General features: G+C 68.2%; 16 protein-coding genes. 4 read left to right on the top strand and 12 right to left on the bottom strand.

Annotated elements, in window-relative coordinates; genetic code table 11:
• Positions 1-23: 23 nt before the first annotated feature.
• The 7 genes from F6W97_RS15440 to F6W97_RS15410 form a co-directional block, all read right to left on the bottom strand.
• The gene (locus F6W97_RS15440) at positions 24-2,189 is read right to left on the bottom strand and encodes a bifunctional polysaccharide deacetylase/glycosyltransferase family 2 protein (RefSeq protein WP_155371021.1); all 2,166 of its coding nucleotides are present in this window, start codon (positions 2,187-2,189) and stop codon (positions 24-26) included.
• The gene (locus F6W97_RS15435) at positions 2,186-2,518 is read right to left on the bottom strand and encodes a hypothetical protein (protein ID WP_155371020.1); all 333 of its coding nucleotides are present in this window, start codon (positions 2,516-2,518) and stop codon (positions 2,186-2,188) included. Before F6W97_RS15435 ends, F6W97_RS15440 begins: the two co-directional genes overlap by 4 nt.
• 50 nt (positions 2,519-2,568) lie before the next feature.
• Positions 2,569-2,823 (bottom strand): hypothetical protein, encoded by a 255-nt coding sequence (locus tag F6W97_RS15430; RefSeq protein WP_155371019.1) that lies wholly within the window; start codon positions 2,821-2,823, stop codon positions 2,569-2,571.
• Positions 2,824-2,893: 70 nt separating this feature from the next.
• On the bottom strand, positions 2,894-3,121 hold the full coding sequence (locus F6W97_RS15425; RefSeq protein WP_155371018.1) for a DUF6458 family protein: 228 nt from the start codon (positions 3,119-3,121) through the stop codon (positions 2,894-2,896).
• A gap of 462 nt (positions 3,122-3,583) precedes the next feature.
• A complete protein-coding gene (trhA, locus tag F6W97_RS15420; RefSeq protein ID WP_230686699.1) occupies positions 3,584-4,246 on the bottom strand; it encodes a PAQR family membrane homeostasis protein TrhA in 663 nt (220 codons plus the stop codon).
• A gap of 298 nt (positions 4,247-4,544) precedes the next feature.
• A complete protein-coding gene (locus F6W97_RS40720) occupies positions 4,545-5,687 on the bottom strand; it encodes a GAF and ANTAR domain-containing protein (protein WP_230686698.1) in 1,143 nt (380 codons plus the stop codon).
• Between the two features lie 240 nt (positions 5,688-5,927).
• Positions 5,928-6,209 (bottom strand): hypothetical protein, encoded by a 282-nt coding sequence (locus tag F6W97_RS15410; RefSeq protein ID WP_155371017.1) that lies wholly within the window; start codon positions 6,207-6,209, stop codon positions 5,928-5,930.
• A gap of 98 nt (positions 6,210-6,307) precedes the next feature.
• Here F6W97_RS15410 and F6W97_RS15405 point away from each other — a divergent pair, with 98 nt between their 5' ends.
• The gene (locus F6W97_RS15405; protein ID WP_196279163.1) at positions 6,308-6,943 is read left to right on the top strand and encodes a carbonic anhydrase; all 636 of its coding nucleotides are present in this window, start codon (positions 6,308-6,310) and stop codon (positions 6,941-6,943) included.
• Between the two features lie 180 nt (positions 6,944-7,123).
• On the opposite strand, the gene F6W97_RS15400 is transcribed toward F6W97_RS15405, so the two are convergent.
• Positions 7,124-7,615 (bottom strand): DUF3253 domain-containing protein, encoded by a 492-nt coding sequence (locus tag F6W97_RS15400; RefSeq protein WP_155371015.1) that lies wholly within the window; start codon positions 7,613-7,615, stop codon positions 7,124-7,126.
• A gap of 315 nt (positions 7,616-7,930) precedes the next feature.
• Entirely contained in the window at positions 7,931-8,623 is a 693-nt protein-coding gene (locus F6W97_RS15395; RefSeq protein ID WP_230686697.1) for an SPW repeat protein, read from the bottom strand.
• A 103-nt stretch (positions 8,624-8,726) separates the two neighbouring features.
• On the opposite strand from F6W97_RS15395, the gene F6W97_RS15390 reads away from it, so the two are divergent.
• From F6W97_RS15390 to F6W97_RS15380, 3 genes are all read left to right on the top strand, one after another.
• On the top strand, positions 8,727-9,767 hold the full coding sequence (locus F6W97_RS15390) for an iron-containing redox enzyme family protein (RefSeq protein WP_155371014.1): 1,041 nt from the start codon (positions 8,727-8,729) through the stop codon (positions 9,765-9,767).
• A complete protein-coding gene (locus tag F6W97_RS15385) occupies positions 9,764-10,039 on the top strand; it encodes a CDGSH iron-sulfur domain-containing protein (RefSeq protein WP_155371013.1) in 276 nt (91 codons plus the stop codon). Before F6W97_RS15390 ends, F6W97_RS15385 begins: the two co-directional genes overlap by 4 nt.
• 167 nt (positions 10,040-10,206) lie before the next feature.
• Positions 10,207-11,361, top strand: coding sequence for a carboxylate-amine ligase (locus tag F6W97_RS15380; RefSeq protein ID WP_155371012.1), 1,155 nt, complete (start codon positions 10,207-10,209; stop codon positions 11,359-11,361).
• Positions 11,362-11,415: 54 nt separating this feature from the next.
• Here the strand turns inward: F6W97_RS15380 and F6W97_RS15375 are convergent, their stop codons facing one another.
• The 3 genes from F6W97_RS15375 to F6W97_RS15365 all read right to left on the bottom strand — a co-directional run bounded on the left by F6W97_RS15375 (position 11,416) and on the right by F6W97_RS15365 (position 13,868).
• Complete coding sequence (locus tag F6W97_RS15375; RefSeq protein WP_230686696.1) at positions 11,416-11,910, bottom strand: hypothetical protein; 495 nt, start codon at positions 11,908-11,910, stop codon at positions 11,416-11,418.
• A 463-nt stretch (positions 11,911-12,373) separates the two neighbouring features.
• Complete coding sequence (locus F6W97_RS15370; RefSeq protein WP_155371010.1) at positions 12,374-13,171, bottom strand: nucleotidyltransferase domain-containing protein; 798 nt, start codon at positions 13,169-13,171, stop codon at positions 12,374-12,376.
• A 394-nt stretch (positions 13,172-13,565) separates the two neighbouring features.
• The gene (locus F6W97_RS15365; protein ID WP_155371009.1) at positions 13,566-13,868 is read right to left on the bottom strand and encodes a helix-turn-helix domain-containing protein; all 303 of its coding nucleotides are present in this window, start codon (positions 13,866-13,868) and stop codon (positions 13,566-13,568) included.
• Positions 13,869-13,912: the final 44 nt, after the last annotated feature.

Genomic DNA, 13,912 nt, shown 5'->3' with positions numbered 1-13,912 from the left:
TTCTCCTCCTGGTTGGGCCGGGATCAAGCGCGGGCGGCGACTTCTGCGGTGCGGTGCAGCTTCTGCCAGCGCAGGCGCCGTCCGGCGATTGCGGTGGTGGCCGAGCGCAGCAGGACCGCGTACATCAGCTGCCGGTAGACCAGTTGCTGCAGAGGTAATGCCCACAGGGGCCGCAGCGGCTCCTTGTCGAGGCGGAACGCCAGGATCGCGGTAGCGATCTGGACGGCGAGGATCGCGAGCCAGCCGATGACGGTGCTGGTGCGGTCGAGGAAGAACCAGCCGTAGACGGTCAGCAGGTCCAGGATCGGCCCGAACAGCGGCAGGACGACGCTGAACGCGGCGATCAGGGGCAGGCCGCGGCGGCCGAACCGGCCGGACGCGCCGCGCTCGGCAAGGCTGCGGCGGTGCTTCCACATCGACTGCATGGTGCCGTAGCTCCACCGGTAGCGCTGCATCAACAGCTGCCGCAGTGTGGTGGGTGCTTCGGTATGGCAGCGGGCGTGGCGCTGGTACACCACCCGCCAGCCCTGGCGCAGGATCGCCATGGTCAGATCGGTGTCCTCAGCCAGCGTGTCGACCGACAGCCCACCGGCGTCGGCCAGCGCGGAACGCCGGAACGCGCCCAGCGCTCCGGGGATGGTGGGGATGCAGCCCAGGGCGTCGTAGAGCCGCCGGTCGAGGTTGAACCCGATGACGTACTCGATGTGCTGCCAACGCGGGAGCAGCCGGCGGCGATTGCCTACCTTGACGTTGCCCGCGACAGCGCCCACAGCGGGATCGGCGAACGGCTCGACCACCCGTGCTATCGCGTCGGGTTCGACGATGGTGTCGGCGTCGACCATGACGATCAGGTCGTAGCGCGCCATCGCCAGACCCGTGTTGAGTGCCAGGGCCTTGCCCGCGTTGGGCACCCGCACGAGCCGGACGTTGTCCATCTCCATGGCCTGCACCACCGCTGCCGTGGCATCGGTGGACCCGTCGTCAACGACGATGATCTCCAGCTGCGGATAGGCGGACTTGGCCAGGGTGGCTATGGTCGCGGCGATGGTGTCGCACTCGTTGTAGGCCGGCACGATGATCGACACCGGGTCGGTGACCGGCGGGCCTGGCTTCCACGACGGCCTGCGGCCGGCCCGGGCGGCAACGGCGAACATCAACAGCGTACGGGCCAGGGTCAGCACCCCGATGACGATGAGGATCCACCACAGGCCGCTCATCATCGCGTCGGATGCGGCGATGGTCCAGACCAGGACGTGGCCACGCCACCGGTCGGCGACCCCGGCCCGCTGATGGGCCGCAGCGGCGGGAGGGGTGGCCAGCGACTGGGACACGGTGGTGAACCGGTAGCCGCGCTCACGCATTGCGGGGATGTAGCGCTGCAGCGCCGAAAGTGTCTGGGCGCGGTCGCCGCCGGCGTCGTGCAGCAGCACGATCGCGCCGCCGCTACGCGGGGTGGAGTTGGCGGCGATCACCGCCTCGCCGGGCCTGGCCCAGTCGCGGCTGTCGGCGTTCTCCAGCACCGTCAGGTAGCCCTGCCGGCCGGCGTCCTGCAGGACCCGCCAGTCGGCGTCGTGCACCGCGTCCGGTGAGGACGAGTACGGCGGCCGGAACAATGTCGTCTTCACCCCGGTCGCGTGGGCGATCGCGAGCTGGGTCAGCGAGTACTCCAGGTCGCGACGCCATGACCCGATCGCGGTCAGGTCGGGGTGGGTGAATGTGTGCACGCCGATCTCGTGGCCCTCGGCCACGATCCGCCGGACCAGGTCGGGATGACGAGCGGCCTGCGATCCGACGACGAAGAACGTGGCCTGCACGCGGTGGCGGGCCAGCAGGTCCAGGATCCTGGGCGTCCAGGTGGGGTCGGGGCCGTCGTCGAATGTCAACGCGATGCGGTCACGGGCGGGTTGGGCTGTACGTGGCCGTTGCGCGCCGATGGTGATGGCCGGACCGCCGTCGCGTACCTGGACCGGCACGGCTGTGTCGGCACGGCCTGATGGCGCTGTGCTGTCGGGCGCGAACGAGGCATTGGTGTAGGCCTGGACCAGCAGCAGCGTAACGAACACCGCGGCCAGGGTCAGCGCGGTCAGCCTGCGTAGCCATCTTCCCACCGGTCGGCGGCCACTCAGGCGGCTGGTCACCGCGAGTTGGTCATGCACATGCTGACCGCCGGCGGCGGTGTCGACGGTCATCGCACACATCCCTTTGCCGCCGCGCTCGGGCAGATGTCGCTCGGGGCCGGGTCTGGACGCACGGGCGCGAGCGAAACGCTCAGCCACACCGCGGCAGCCGCCATAGCCAGCAGCGCTGCCGCAGCGAAGATCAGGATGCGGATACGGCCTCGCCGGCGGCCGGTGTCGTCTACGAACACCGGTACTGCGGATGCCGGACCGGGCATACGCCGGGTGGCGTCGTCGAGCACGGCCGCGCCGGTTGGGGCGAACGTGTCGGGTGCGGCGGGGCGGGCGCGGCCGATGTGCCTCAGAACTCTTGCTCGTCCGACAGGCTTGCTGACTTCCATGGCAGCGACTCTCCGAAAGGGGTGTGGACGCGGGGTTGTCCGGTGACCGATCAGGCGGCGGTGCCCCCAGATGTGACGCCGTCGCTGTCGGCCGAAGGCACAGCGGTGCCGTTGAGGTTGAAGTCGGTCGTGTTCTCCACGCGCCCGTCGGCGGCGATCACGGCCAGGCGGCTGGGGGCGTTTGCCAGAGCTGCGGCGGCTGCCTGCCATACGGCGTCAGGCTTGCGCTGATGTATGCCGACCACCCTGTCGCCGTCGAGCACGTCCCACACGTCGTGGTTGGCGACCACCTCGAAACGTCGCACGATCACACCTCCTGTGCCGCAGAGGGTTCCCCGCCGGGATGAGCGGCCCGGCGGGGAACCGTGCGGCCTGTCAGATCTCGGTGCGCTCGTCGACCCGGCGGTACTCGGCCGGCTCGCTGACGATCCTGGCCCGGTTGCGCGGACCCCAGATGAGCGCGGTGAACAGCAGGCCGATCACACCGCCGATCATGAAGATCCAGCCGATCACGTCGATGTCGATACCCGCGACGTCGAAGTCGAGTGCGAACGTGAGGATCGCACCGAGCACGATCATGAAGATGCTTGCGCCGATACCCATGGGTCGTCTCCTTCAAGGCTGCCGCTGACGTTGCGGCTACAGCGCGACGGGTACCCCCCGAGCCGGCCAAGAAACCGGCGTGGATCTGACAGCAAGGCCGTGAACAGGGAAAACAGTGGACGATGGGCTCGGGTGAGTTGGGCTTGTCACAAAGCAGTGACACTCTGCAGCCCTACGACGCTATTGCCGATTCGGCTGGTTCGCCGCGCCGATGCACAGGCACCACAACGGCTCACTGGCTGGATGCGCTGGACGTGCATATCCACGCAATTCGCACCCCAACGCCTGGAAAACTTGAGCCAGCGTGATCATCTTCTCCAGGACAGGAAACGGCTTCACACACCTCTTGAAATCTGGGAGGTGGTGAGCCGGTTCCGTGCGCGACGGCCGCGAACGCGAGCCGCCGCTGGCCCCAGCGAACGCTGGCCGGCGCCGTGGGGACTGCGCCCGCTGACGGTGTGCTCAGGCGAACAGGGCGAGGTAGATCATGATGTGGTGGCAGGCGGCTGCCACCAGGGTGCAGGCGTGGAAGAACTCGTGGTGGCCGAAGGTCCGGGGCCATGGGTTGGGTTTGCGTAGCGCGTACAGGACCGCGCCCGCGCTGTAGATGAGGCCACCGGCAGCGAGCATGATCAGGTCGATCAGCCCTCCGGTGCGCAGGATGTCCGGCAGGACGATCACGGCGATCCAGCCGAGGCCGAGATAGAGCGACGCGCTGACCCAGCGTGGTGCGCGTGGCCAGATGACCGAGGTCGCGACTCCGACGGCGGCGCCGGCCCACACGATGGTCAGGATGATGGCGGCTTTTGCCGGGTGGAGAAGCAGCGCGCAGATGGGTGTGTAGGTGCCGGCGATGAACACGAAGATCATCGCGTGGTCGAGCTGGCGCATGATCCGGTAGCCGCGGACGCTCCACACAGTCCGGTGGAACAGGGCGCTGACCGCGAACAGCGCGCACACCGTCACGCTGTACACGGCCGCGCTGGTCACAGGGGCGACCCCGGGCCGGGTGGCGGCCACGCTGACCAGGACGATGCCGCAGACCACCGCGACGATCGAGGCATAGGCGTGTAGTTGTCCGCGTAGCCGTGGATGGCCGAAGTCGGCGAGGGCGGGCCGTCTCACCGTGACGGCGATGATGGCGGTCGTCCCGGTCGCATCCCCGGCGGCGAGCGGTCCACGCGTGCGGTGCGGCTGCGCGGATGCGTAGGGCTCTGACCGGGCGGATCCGTGACCGGCCTGGGCAGGCCCCCGGCCGTCGGAAGAGGCGATGCTGGTCATACCGTCCTGGCCACGGAACGGTTCGCCCTGAACCAAGACGAACTGCTGGCAGGTGCCGCCGGTCGGCGCGCGTTGCCCAGTCGCGCGGCCTGTCCGCCGCCCACCGCCGGCTCGGCTGGTTCCCGGCCTGCAGATGGCCGGCTCATATGAACAACTCGACCACTGCACGGGGGTCGGCGAGGACGGCTTGGGCGACATCGCCGAGTCGCTGGTTGGTGCGGCGGGCATGTGCGCGGATGCGGATGAACGCTTCGTCGACGGTGATGCCGTGGATGTGGGCGAGAGCGCCTTTGGCCTGTTCGATGGCAATCCGGCTGTTGAGGGTGCCTCGGAGTTGTTCGGTGAGCCGTTCGCCGCGTTTGATGGCGCGTTCCTGGAGCAGAGCGATGGAGGCGACGTCGGCGAGGGCTTGGACGATATGGACGTCGGTGTCGGGGAGGTGTCCACCCACGTGGCTGCTGAAAACGTTCATCACGCCGATGCAGTCGCTGCGCAACCGCAGCGGGAAGGCGTGCACCGACAGCAGGCCGGCGGCGACGGCGCGGGGAGCGAACAGCGGCCAGCGATCGGCGGCGTCCTGCAGGTCGGCATTGACGACGGCGGCGCCGGTGCGGAACGCGTCCAGGCACGGGCCTTCCTGGTTTTGGACCTGGAACAGTTCGAGGTGTTTGACGGTCTCGTCGGAGGCGGCCATGAATTCCAGCCGCCCGGTCGGGTCGGCCAGGAGCAAGCCGACTGGCGAGGCGTCGAGGAGGTCGGCGGTGCGGCTGGCGAGCAGTTGCAGGAATTCGATGAGATCGAAGTCGGCGACAAGGGTGTCGGCGACCTCGACGAACACCCGTGCGAGCCGCTGGGGGGAGACGGTGGTAGTGGTCATGGCAGCCTTCGTCCCTCTATAGGCGTTGAGCGTGAGACCAGCGGGTTGTCCAGCCAGGTGGTGGCGCGGTCGGCGGCCGTGTTGCCGGTCGGGCACTGTCGTGACGGTCACCTGGGCGGTGGTGAGTGCGCGGGTGACCTCGTCGGGGGTGAGCTTGCCGACGGCGGGGCGGAACACGGCGAGCAGGCCCGGGCGGGCGGCGCCGATCCACGATGGGAACGCGAACACCGTCCGTACGCCGTCTGCCGCGACGTCGGTCAGACCAACCCCGCATGCGGACGGCACACGAGAGGCGGCACCGCACCGGTGTCGCAGCCCGTCGGCCGCGTCAGCGCTGCGGTCGCCGACGCGGGGTTCGCCTGCGACGAGCGTTTCCACCTGCCTGAACCGGCCCGGGCCGGCCGTCACGAGGGCTCCGTGTCGGCACTGCGACAAGCGGCGCACGATGGGGCGTCCGGTGGCGGGCATGGCTTCCTCTCGCAAGCACTGCGTGCCACCGGGGACTGGGGTAGCCGGACCGGCTGCTTCGCCCGTCCTTGCCTCGACGTACCCTGCGTACCCACATTAAAACCGCGATGAAAGGCGCTCAGAGGGCTTCGCATCTCACATCAACTTGTGTTGATCGCCCGCCGCTGTTCGAGCAGGTGATCACCGCCCCAGGTCCGCGCTGAGCGAATGCAGCCAGCGCAGCTCACGGGCATGGTGTTCGGCGAGCATCCGCTGCAGCACTCCCCGCATCGCCTCGGCATCGGCCCGCGGATCGGCCAGGGCAACCTCCGCCAAGGTGTGCTGCAGCGCCAGCGGCGTGCGCAGCTCATGGGAGGCGTCGCACCGGCCCGCCGCACCGGCCCGAGTCTCCGCCCCAGCGGATACTCGGAGCCGGGTGCGGACCAGCAGGGCGCCGCCCCCGTGGTTGGCGGATCGCCCCACGTGACTGCACCCGCATCCGCCTGGTACCGCAGTAACGTTGACCCGAGTAAAGCTCGGATCGCCGGAGCATCCTGAGGCGGCCGTACTAGGCTGCGATCATGGTTCTTCAGCCCCCGACTCCCGAGCAAGCCTTCCAGCTGCTGCTGGCAGGCAACCAACGCTTCATTGCCGGCACGCCGGAGCATCCCAATCAGGACGCCGCCCGCCGTGCTGAGATCGCACCCGGCCAGCGCCCGTTCGCCGTGGTGTTCGGCTGCTCCGACTCCCGGCTCGCAGCGGAGATCATCTTCGATCGTGGCCTGGGCGACATGTTCGTGGTGCGCACAGCAGGACACGTGATGGGCTCTGAGGTGCTGGGCAGCATCGAGTATGGGGCAGACGTGCTCGACTGCCCGCTGGTGCTGGTTCTCGGCCATGACTCGTGCGGCGCGGTGGCCGCAGCGTGCGCTGCGCTGGAGAGTGGGATGCCTCCGGCCGGATACGTTCGCGATGTCGTCGAGCGGGTGACGCCCAGCGTGCTCGCAGCACGGGCGGCCGGGCTGGTCGAACCGGACGAGATCCTGACCGAACACGTCAGGCACACGGTCGATCTGCTTCTGGACCGCTCTCGCGTACTGGCAGAGCGGGTAGAAGCGGGCCGGACCGCAGTTGTGGGGCTGTGTTACCGGCTGGCCGACGGCAGCGCACAGGTGGTGAAAGCAAAGGGCCTCGACGTCACGACCGCTGTGCGATGAGCCGTAGCTGACAGAAATCGGCCCGATCTCGGCTGACGGCCTTTCTTCGCCACCATAACTACCCCCGCAGCAGCGCGGCGGGCGACTCGATCGCGACGCTCGCCGTTCGGCTGACGAACTCGGCGTCACGTCTGTTTGAGGACGCGGCCGCGGCGCCGTCGACATCCGGCCTCGACCGTGTCACCACCGAGGGCCGCGAGCAAGGCGAATGGGCCCCGACGCGGCAGCCACATCGACGTCGGCGCCGTGCTGGCGAATGGCGACGACCCCCTGCCGCGACAGTTCACCGGCCACCTCACGTGCCATGTCCATCAGGCCACGCCACGCCTCGCCGCCGGCCGCTCGGGCCGCCTCGCTGGGACAGACGGTGGCATCCGGGCGACGATGCCTCAACAGGGCACGTATGGTCGCAGCCAGCCGCTCACGCCGGCCATCGGGCGTAGGCTCCCACCACGGGTCGCCTCGTTCACCCAATGCCACTTTGGCGTCCTGCACCCGCGGACGAGCCGATTGCGGGTCGCTGCGGACGAGCCGGCGAGCTGTCATCAGCTCGTCCACCAATTCCTGGCGCAGTGTCTCGGGGATGGCCGGGTCGGTGGTCCGCCATCGCCGACCGGACACGATCAGGTACCGGCCGTCCGCCGTCGTCGTGCCGTCCTCGGCTGGGTCCATGGGTCCATTGTTCCTGCAAGGCCCCGCTGGTGCCGCCTCCCACCGGGTGGAAGCAAAGTGGGCACGACCGCGACCCGACCCACGCAAGAAGGGGTCGGAAGACGGGCGACCCGTCCTTCGACCCCTGTATCTGCCGACGATGACACCCCCGGGAGCGCGGCACCGACCGACTCGGCTAAACCTCGGTGTGGCCCCGCGTTGGCGAGCTCCCCGTCCCCTACCGGGCCGCATCTACATCGTCGCTACACCGAGTGGTGATGTGTGTCGATGGGACCGGCCGGCAGCGACGGCTGCGTTCCCGCGCTGAGGCGCGTTCTACGGTCGCCGCCCTTCACGGAGAGGTTCCGCCGGCGTCCGGATGCTCGTCAGACCGCTGGCCTTTCGCCTGCCTACGGACATCATCGCGATGGTGCACACCAGGCCGACCAGGCCGACGATGACGTTGCTGACGATGGCGCCCACGTTCGGTACGGGTCCGCTGACAAGCCAGGGAGCGACGATCACCCATGCGCTGATGATTGGGGCGACCCAGGCGATCCGGTGCGAACGCCCGTACATGGTCGCGTAGCACAGGGCCAGCACCGCCAGTGCGACACCACAGAATACGTTGCTCACCGTCAGGCTGGACTGACCGGTGAAGCCCACCACCCAGGGTGAGATCGCCAGGTAGAGACCCGCGAGGAAGGTCAGGCCCTCGACGACTTGCGCTGTCGGCGTTTCGGCGGCTTCCTCGTACCGCAGCCGAAGCTCGGCAAGGTCTGGATGATCTTCGATGGGAGGAGTTCGAACAGTCATGGTAGCCACCCTCCGATCAGGGGCATCAAACAGGCGTTCTTCAGCCCCGTTCGGGTTGATTTTACGCCCATTACGAGCGCCGCCAGCTTGCTTCGACACGTGCCCGCCGTCGGTCGACCCACCCGCGGAGAATCGCCCCCGGTTCGCTTGCCGCCTGCCGACCGCCCCTCCGAATGCACGACCCTGGCCGCCGCAGTAGTTGATCTTTGACAAGAACATCACCTTGTTTGAGCAGGTCGCGAATGAGGAACAACATGCGAGGACCTGTGCGGGCGACACAGCCGAAAACAGCAGCACAGTGAGGCAGGAGTGAACCATGAGACTTCCCGAAGCCAGGGGTGAACTTTCGGCAGCCGTGATCGAAAGACTCGGGTCCGGACCTGCGGCCGGATTCGCCTGCCTGCCGAAGGTCACTGACGTGGACCCACTCGCCGACGAGGACCTCCAGCTGACCCTTGCCGTGTGCTACGAACTGCACTACAGCGGATTCGACGACGTCGAGGATCGCTGGGAGTGGCATCCCGGCCTGCTGGCATTGCGAGCCGACATCGAACGCATGTTCGAACTTGCGTTGCGGGAGCTGACCGGTCCGCAACCGTCGGTCGGTTCCGCGGAGATCCCCGCAGCGCTGACCGCGCTGACCGCCGAGCAAGGCGGACCGTCATTAGCGCGCTACATCCAGTCACACGCCACCATCGACCAGTTTCGGGAATTCGTCATCCACCGCTCGCTCTACCAGCTGAAGGAGGCAGACCCGCACACCTTCGCCATCCCGCGCCTGACCGGGCGCGCCAAGGCGGCGCTGATCGAGATCCAGATCGACGAATACGGTTCCGGGCAGCTCGCACGGATGCACGCCGAACTGTTTCGCACCACGATGAGCTGTCTGGGGCTCGACACCGCATACGGCGCCTACCTCGACCGGCTGCCGGCCGTGACGCTCGCGGGCACCAACATGCTGTCGATGTTCGCCCTGCATCGGCGGTTACGGGCCGCGCTCACCGGTCAGCTCGCCGCCTTCGAGATGTCCTCAAGCCTGCCCAACAGCCGCTACGGCAACGGTCTGCGCCGTCTCGGCGGCGACAATCGGGCGACACAGTTCTACGACGAGCACGTCGAGGCCGACGCGGTGCACGAGCAGATCGCCGCATACGACATGTGCGGATCGCTGGTCGCCGAACACCCAGAGCTGGCCGCCGACGTGCTGTTCGGCGCTGCCGCCTCCGAGGCGCTCGGTGGCATGGCCAGCACGCACCTGCTCGACAGCTGGGCCGCCGGCCGCAGCTCGTTGCGGCCGGCGCTCGGGTCGGCCGACCCGCAACCACAAGCCGATCTGCTGGCGGGAGTGGCGGCATGACACACGAGCCGACGCACGTGCGCCCTTCGGCGACCGTGACACCCTACGAGGACGGTCCGCTGCTGCTGCGCGGCGATTTCGAGATCGTGACCCCGGACGGCGAGCACATCGAGGCCGGGCGGCCGACGGTCGCCCTTTGCCGCTGCGGGCGATCGCGGATCAAGCCGTTCTGCGACGGCACGCACAAGTTGATCGACTTCCGCGCCCCCGCCGGCCGGCAGCTCCCCCACCCCGATCCGGCCGACGACGCAGAACAGCGGACAGCCGACTGACTGATGCACAGGCCCGGACGCCGGCGGCCGGCCGACGATCACCCGACGGCATCCACAGCGAATCCGAATCCGCTGGATCCGAGCCGACGAGGACGCGGTTGCGAGGCCTCGCGTCGGGCATGCAGACACTTCACACGCACCTTCCCGATCACCAAGGACGGCTGAGCATGGGCGCAGGTTTCAAAGGGCTTGACCGTCGTCAGTTGGCCACCGCGGAACGCAGCCCACTGACCCTGGGTGTCGAAGAGGAGTTCTTGCTGCTCGACACCTTCAGTGGTCGCAATCTGCCGGTGGCCGACACGGTGCTGGCCCGGCTGACAGGGCAGGCGTTGGAGCAGAGCCGTCACGAGTTTCGCCAAAGCATGATCGAGATGGTGACCCCGGTCTGCTCGAACCTCACACAGCTTCGCGAGCACCTGGCCGCCTCCCGCGCCGTCGCTGCCGCCGCCGGCGCTGCGATCGGAGCGCGACTTGTGGCGGTGGGAGCGACGCCGGTAGCGGAAGCGGTCATCGACAGGCCGGCCGCCGAGCGATACGAGCGGATCATCCGGCAGTTCGGGCCCGTGGCGCTCGATCCGGCGCTGTGCGGCTGCCACGTCCACGTCGGCGTGCCCGATCGCGAGCTCGCCGTCCAGGTCTGCAACCACCTGCGGCCCTGGCTGCCCGTCATCCAGGCGATCGCCGCGAACTCGCCTTTCCACGAGGGAGCCGACACCGGCTACGCAAGCTGGCGGTCGATTCAGATGGAACGCTGGCCGAGTCTCGGCCCCACACCGCACTTCGCGAGCGCGGCGGAATACGACCACACGGTCGAGCAGCTGATTACCGCAGGTGTGATGCTGGACGTGGGAATGGTGCTGTGGTACGCCCGGCCCTCGGCCCGTTACCCCACGGTCGAAGTAAGGGTCGCGGACGTGGCACCGACGGTCGACGACGCTGTCGTCCTGGCCGGTCTCGTCCGGGCGCTGGTCGCCACCGTCATCGACGACATTCGCGCCGAGCTGCCGGCACCGCGTCTGCGGGGAAGCCTGATGAGCGCCGCGCACTGGCGGGCCGCGCGCGACGGGCTCGAAGGCCATCTCGTCAACCCGCTGACCGGAGACCTCCAGCCTGCGTGGGACCTCGTCGATGACCTGCTCGATTTCGTCGGACCGGCACTGACCAGGGATGGCGAGTTGCAGACGGTGATCGCCGGATTGGAACGGCTGCGTGTCGAGGGCACCGGTGCCGAGCGTCAACGGCGAGTCCACCGCCGCACGGGCGACATCAACGACGTGCTGGGCTACCTCGCCGCCGAGACGACCGGAAACGCTGCCCGCTGACAGCTGCGGCGGTGGTCCCAGCCGACCGCTTGGTACGGCAGCGGCATGTGGCGCTTATGCACAGGCAGCGGGCTCGAAGCGCCGCTTGTAGAGGCTTTGCTTGGCCCCGGCTTGGTGTCGTCGTCGCCACCGTGACCAGGCGACTGCGACGGTCAGGGTCGCGGCGGCCGGCAGGGCGGCGTTTATCAGGCGTCGGATATGGTACTGGTCGAGCCCGACGTGGCCTTTGGCCGTCTGGAATGCCTCCTCGATCGACCACCTGCTGCCCGCGACGGTGACCAGCCGCGCCAGCGACACCGGCCCGGGAGTCCAGCACAGGCAGAACGCCAGCTGGCCGCCGTTGCCGCGGCGGATGAGCAGGCTGTGGCGTCCTTCGGTCTGGTCGTGGATGTGCACCCACGCCCAGTCGTAGAACCTGGGACCTTTCGCCCGGTCCCGGCCGAGCGGGTCTGCCATGCCTGTTCGGGCGGCGACCCGGTCGACGCGTTCACGCTGCACCGACGTCGTGTTGACGCGGCTGTCGCATGCCACGGCCAGGACGTAGGCCATGCGCCGTTCGCGCAGGCCCGAGCGTAGGGCGGGGCCAAGCCGTACGCCTCGTCCGCGGTGAACCACCTGGCTGGGGCCCGGGCGGTGATCGCGGCGTCGACCATCGCGAAAGCCAGCTCGGGCTTGGTCGCGAACAGCACCTCATCGGGGACCCCGGCTACCTCCAGCGGCGTTCGTCGTCCGACCAACTGCGCGGCAGGTACAGCCGTCGGTCCAGCAGCACGCCCTCGTCATTCTTGCCGGCTCGATCATCTGCCTACCTCACTTGCGAGGTTCTTTCTGAATTGATCTCTTAGCTCGGCGGTCCCCCGACCGCCGAGCACTCACTCTCCAAGCTGCGCAAACGCCAAACACGGCCATCCGCGTATTGCCGTTATTGAGCCGATCAGCGCGGCCCGAGAGTGAGTCGCCCGCGAGCAGTGTGGGCTTTGAGCGCAGGCAGCTCAGCGGATACGCGACGCTTTCACTGCCTCAGCAGTAGCAGCTCATCGCCCCAGGCGTCGATGATCGGCCTGAGGACCGGCTCGGTGCGTTGGCTGTCGAACCCTGCACACAGCGTATCGATCCGTTGAAATGTCGCGCGCACGGCGGCAGGGTCGCCATCGAGCGTCGCTGTCAGCAGGGCCAGCAGTTCCGCCGCGTCCCAACCGGGCACGGGGTGGTGATGCAGCTCCCAGGGCAGGTACTTGTGATACGGGCGGACGCGGCCTGCGAGCGTGAAGATGACGTCCAGCAGCCAAGGCATCGACTCGGCGGCGTCAAGGCGGCATTCGAGCCCGCGGCCGTCACGGTTGTTCTTGAGGGCGCGATAGGCGTAGTTGATCCAGCCGTCGAGTCGGTCGTGCTCGACGAGGATCGACTCGGCTTCGCCGGTGGTAACGGTCGCCTGGCGGCTCATCGCGGACTGCACGCGTCCTGCGGTGCGGTCCAGCAGTACAGGCGCCCATGCGTACGACCACCGGAACCACCAGCCTGCTGATCCGAATGCCGGCACCTGCTCGAGCTCAGCGAGGGTGACCGGGATTTCATCGAGCGCAGCGGAGTGCGCTGTGCGGCGTCGGCCTTTGTCGACCAGTACGACGTAGACATCGAGGTCGGATAGGTCGGTGGCGAGGCCTCTGCCCGCCGAACCGGAAAGAACCATGCCCAACAGACCCTTGCCGTGATCGGCCTGATTCCGGCACGCCACATCGGTGAGCAGGCTGCGCTGCTCCGCCGGCAGCTCGGGCGGGAACTGCAGACGAGGCGTTCGATCGATCATGGATCGTCATCCTTGACGTCGGACAATGGCAGCCGCAACCGAGTTAAGCCTTCGGCAGGCAGACGTGCAAGGCATCCGTAGCCGTGAGCAACCAAGCTTCTCTGCCGAACCCAGCCGGCACCCCCAACGACGTCAGCCGCGGCCGAGTCACGATCCGCTACGAACGCCGCGCCGACATCCACCAGGCCATCGTCAGCCTCGCCTGCTCGATCATCTGCCTACGCCACCTGCGAGATTCTTTCTGAACTGATCTCTTAGTCAATCTGGGCAACAGCCTGTTCGCCTCGGCCGGTGACGCCCGGCCGATACTGGTGGGGCCGCGCCGGCAACCCTGGGTCGCCGGTCGCGGTTGCGCCGGCCGAGCGCGCACGAATGTCCGCGCGAGGTCGGAACCTTACGCAGCCAACCGTTCAGCTGCGTAGCGACCTGGTCCGGCGAGTTCGGCCCTGTCCTGCGACTGGCTGATCTCCGACCACACCGCGTCGAGGGAAAGGCCGAGGACGTCGGCGATCGCGGCGATGGTCGAGAAGGCGGGCGTGGCCACGCGACCAGACTCGATCTTCCGGAGGGTCTCCGGTGAGACTCCCGCAGCCAGGGCAGTGCCCAGCATCGAGCGCTGTCCCCTGGCCCGACGCAGCAGGGCGCCGAGGCGCTGTCCGCGTTCGACCTCTGCGGCCGTGAGTGGCAACCTGACCATGGCACCGATACTAGTACCGGGATAATATGGCCGGGATACTTATT

This window comes from Catellatospora vulcania (assembly GCF_009720385.1).
Lineage (GTDB): Bacteria > Actinomycetota > Actinomycetes > Mycobacteriales > Micromonosporaceae > Catellatospora > Catellatospora vulcania.
Note: the sequence above shows the minus strand (reverse complement) of the source record. Positions and strands in the feature narration are given on the sequence as shown.

What these genes read in the sequence shown, in the direction of transcription:
- F6W97_RS15440 (WP_155371021.1), bottom strand. Translation starts at nt 2,189, where the DNA reads ATGACCGTCGACACCGCCGCCGGCGGTCAGCATGTGCATGACCAACTC.
- F6W97_RS15435 (WP_155371020.1), bottom strand. Translation starts at nt 2,518, where the DNA reads ATGGAAGTCAGCAAGCCTGTCGGACGAGCAAGAGTTCTGAGGCACATC.
- F6W97_RS15425 (WP_155371018.1), bottom strand. Translation starts at nt 3,121, where the DNA reads ATGGGTATCGGCGCAAGCATCTTCATGATCGTGCTCGGTGCGATCCTC.
- F6W97_RS15405 (WP_196279163.1), top strand. Translation starts at nt 6,308, where the DNA reads ATGGTTCTTCAGCCCCCGACTCCCGAGCAAGCCTTCCAGCTGCTGCTG.
- F6W97_RS15400 (WP_155371015.1), bottom strand. Translation starts at nt 7,615, where the DNA reads ATGGACCCAGCCGAGGACGGCACGACGACGGCGGACGGCCGGTACCTG.
- F6W97_RS15390 (WP_155371014.1), top strand. Translation starts at nt 8,727, where the DNA reads ATGAGACTTCCCGAAGCCAGGGGTGAACTTTCGGCAGCCGTGATCGAA.
- F6W97_RS15385 (WP_155371013.1), top strand. Translation starts at nt 9,764, where the DNA reads ATGACACACGAGCCGACGCACGTGCGCCCTTCGGCGACCGTGACACCC.
- F6W97_RS15380 (WP_155371012.1), top strand. Translation starts at nt 10,207, where the DNA reads ATGGGCGCAGGTTTCAAAGGGCTTGACCGTCGTCAGTTGGCCACCGCG.
- F6W97_RS15375 (WP_230686696.1), bottom strand. Translation starts at nt 11,910, where the DNA reads ATGGCCTACGTCCTGGCCGTGGCATGCGACAGCCGCGTCAACACGACG.
- F6W97_RS15370 (WP_155371010.1), bottom strand. Translation starts at nt 13,171, where the DNA reads ATGATCGATCGAACGCCTCGTCTGCAGTTCCCGCCCGAGCTGCCGGCG.
- F6W97_RS15365 (WP_155371009.1), bottom strand. Translation starts at nt 13,868, where the DNA reads ATGGTCAGGTTGCCACTCACGGCCGCAGAGGTCGAACGCGGACAGCGC.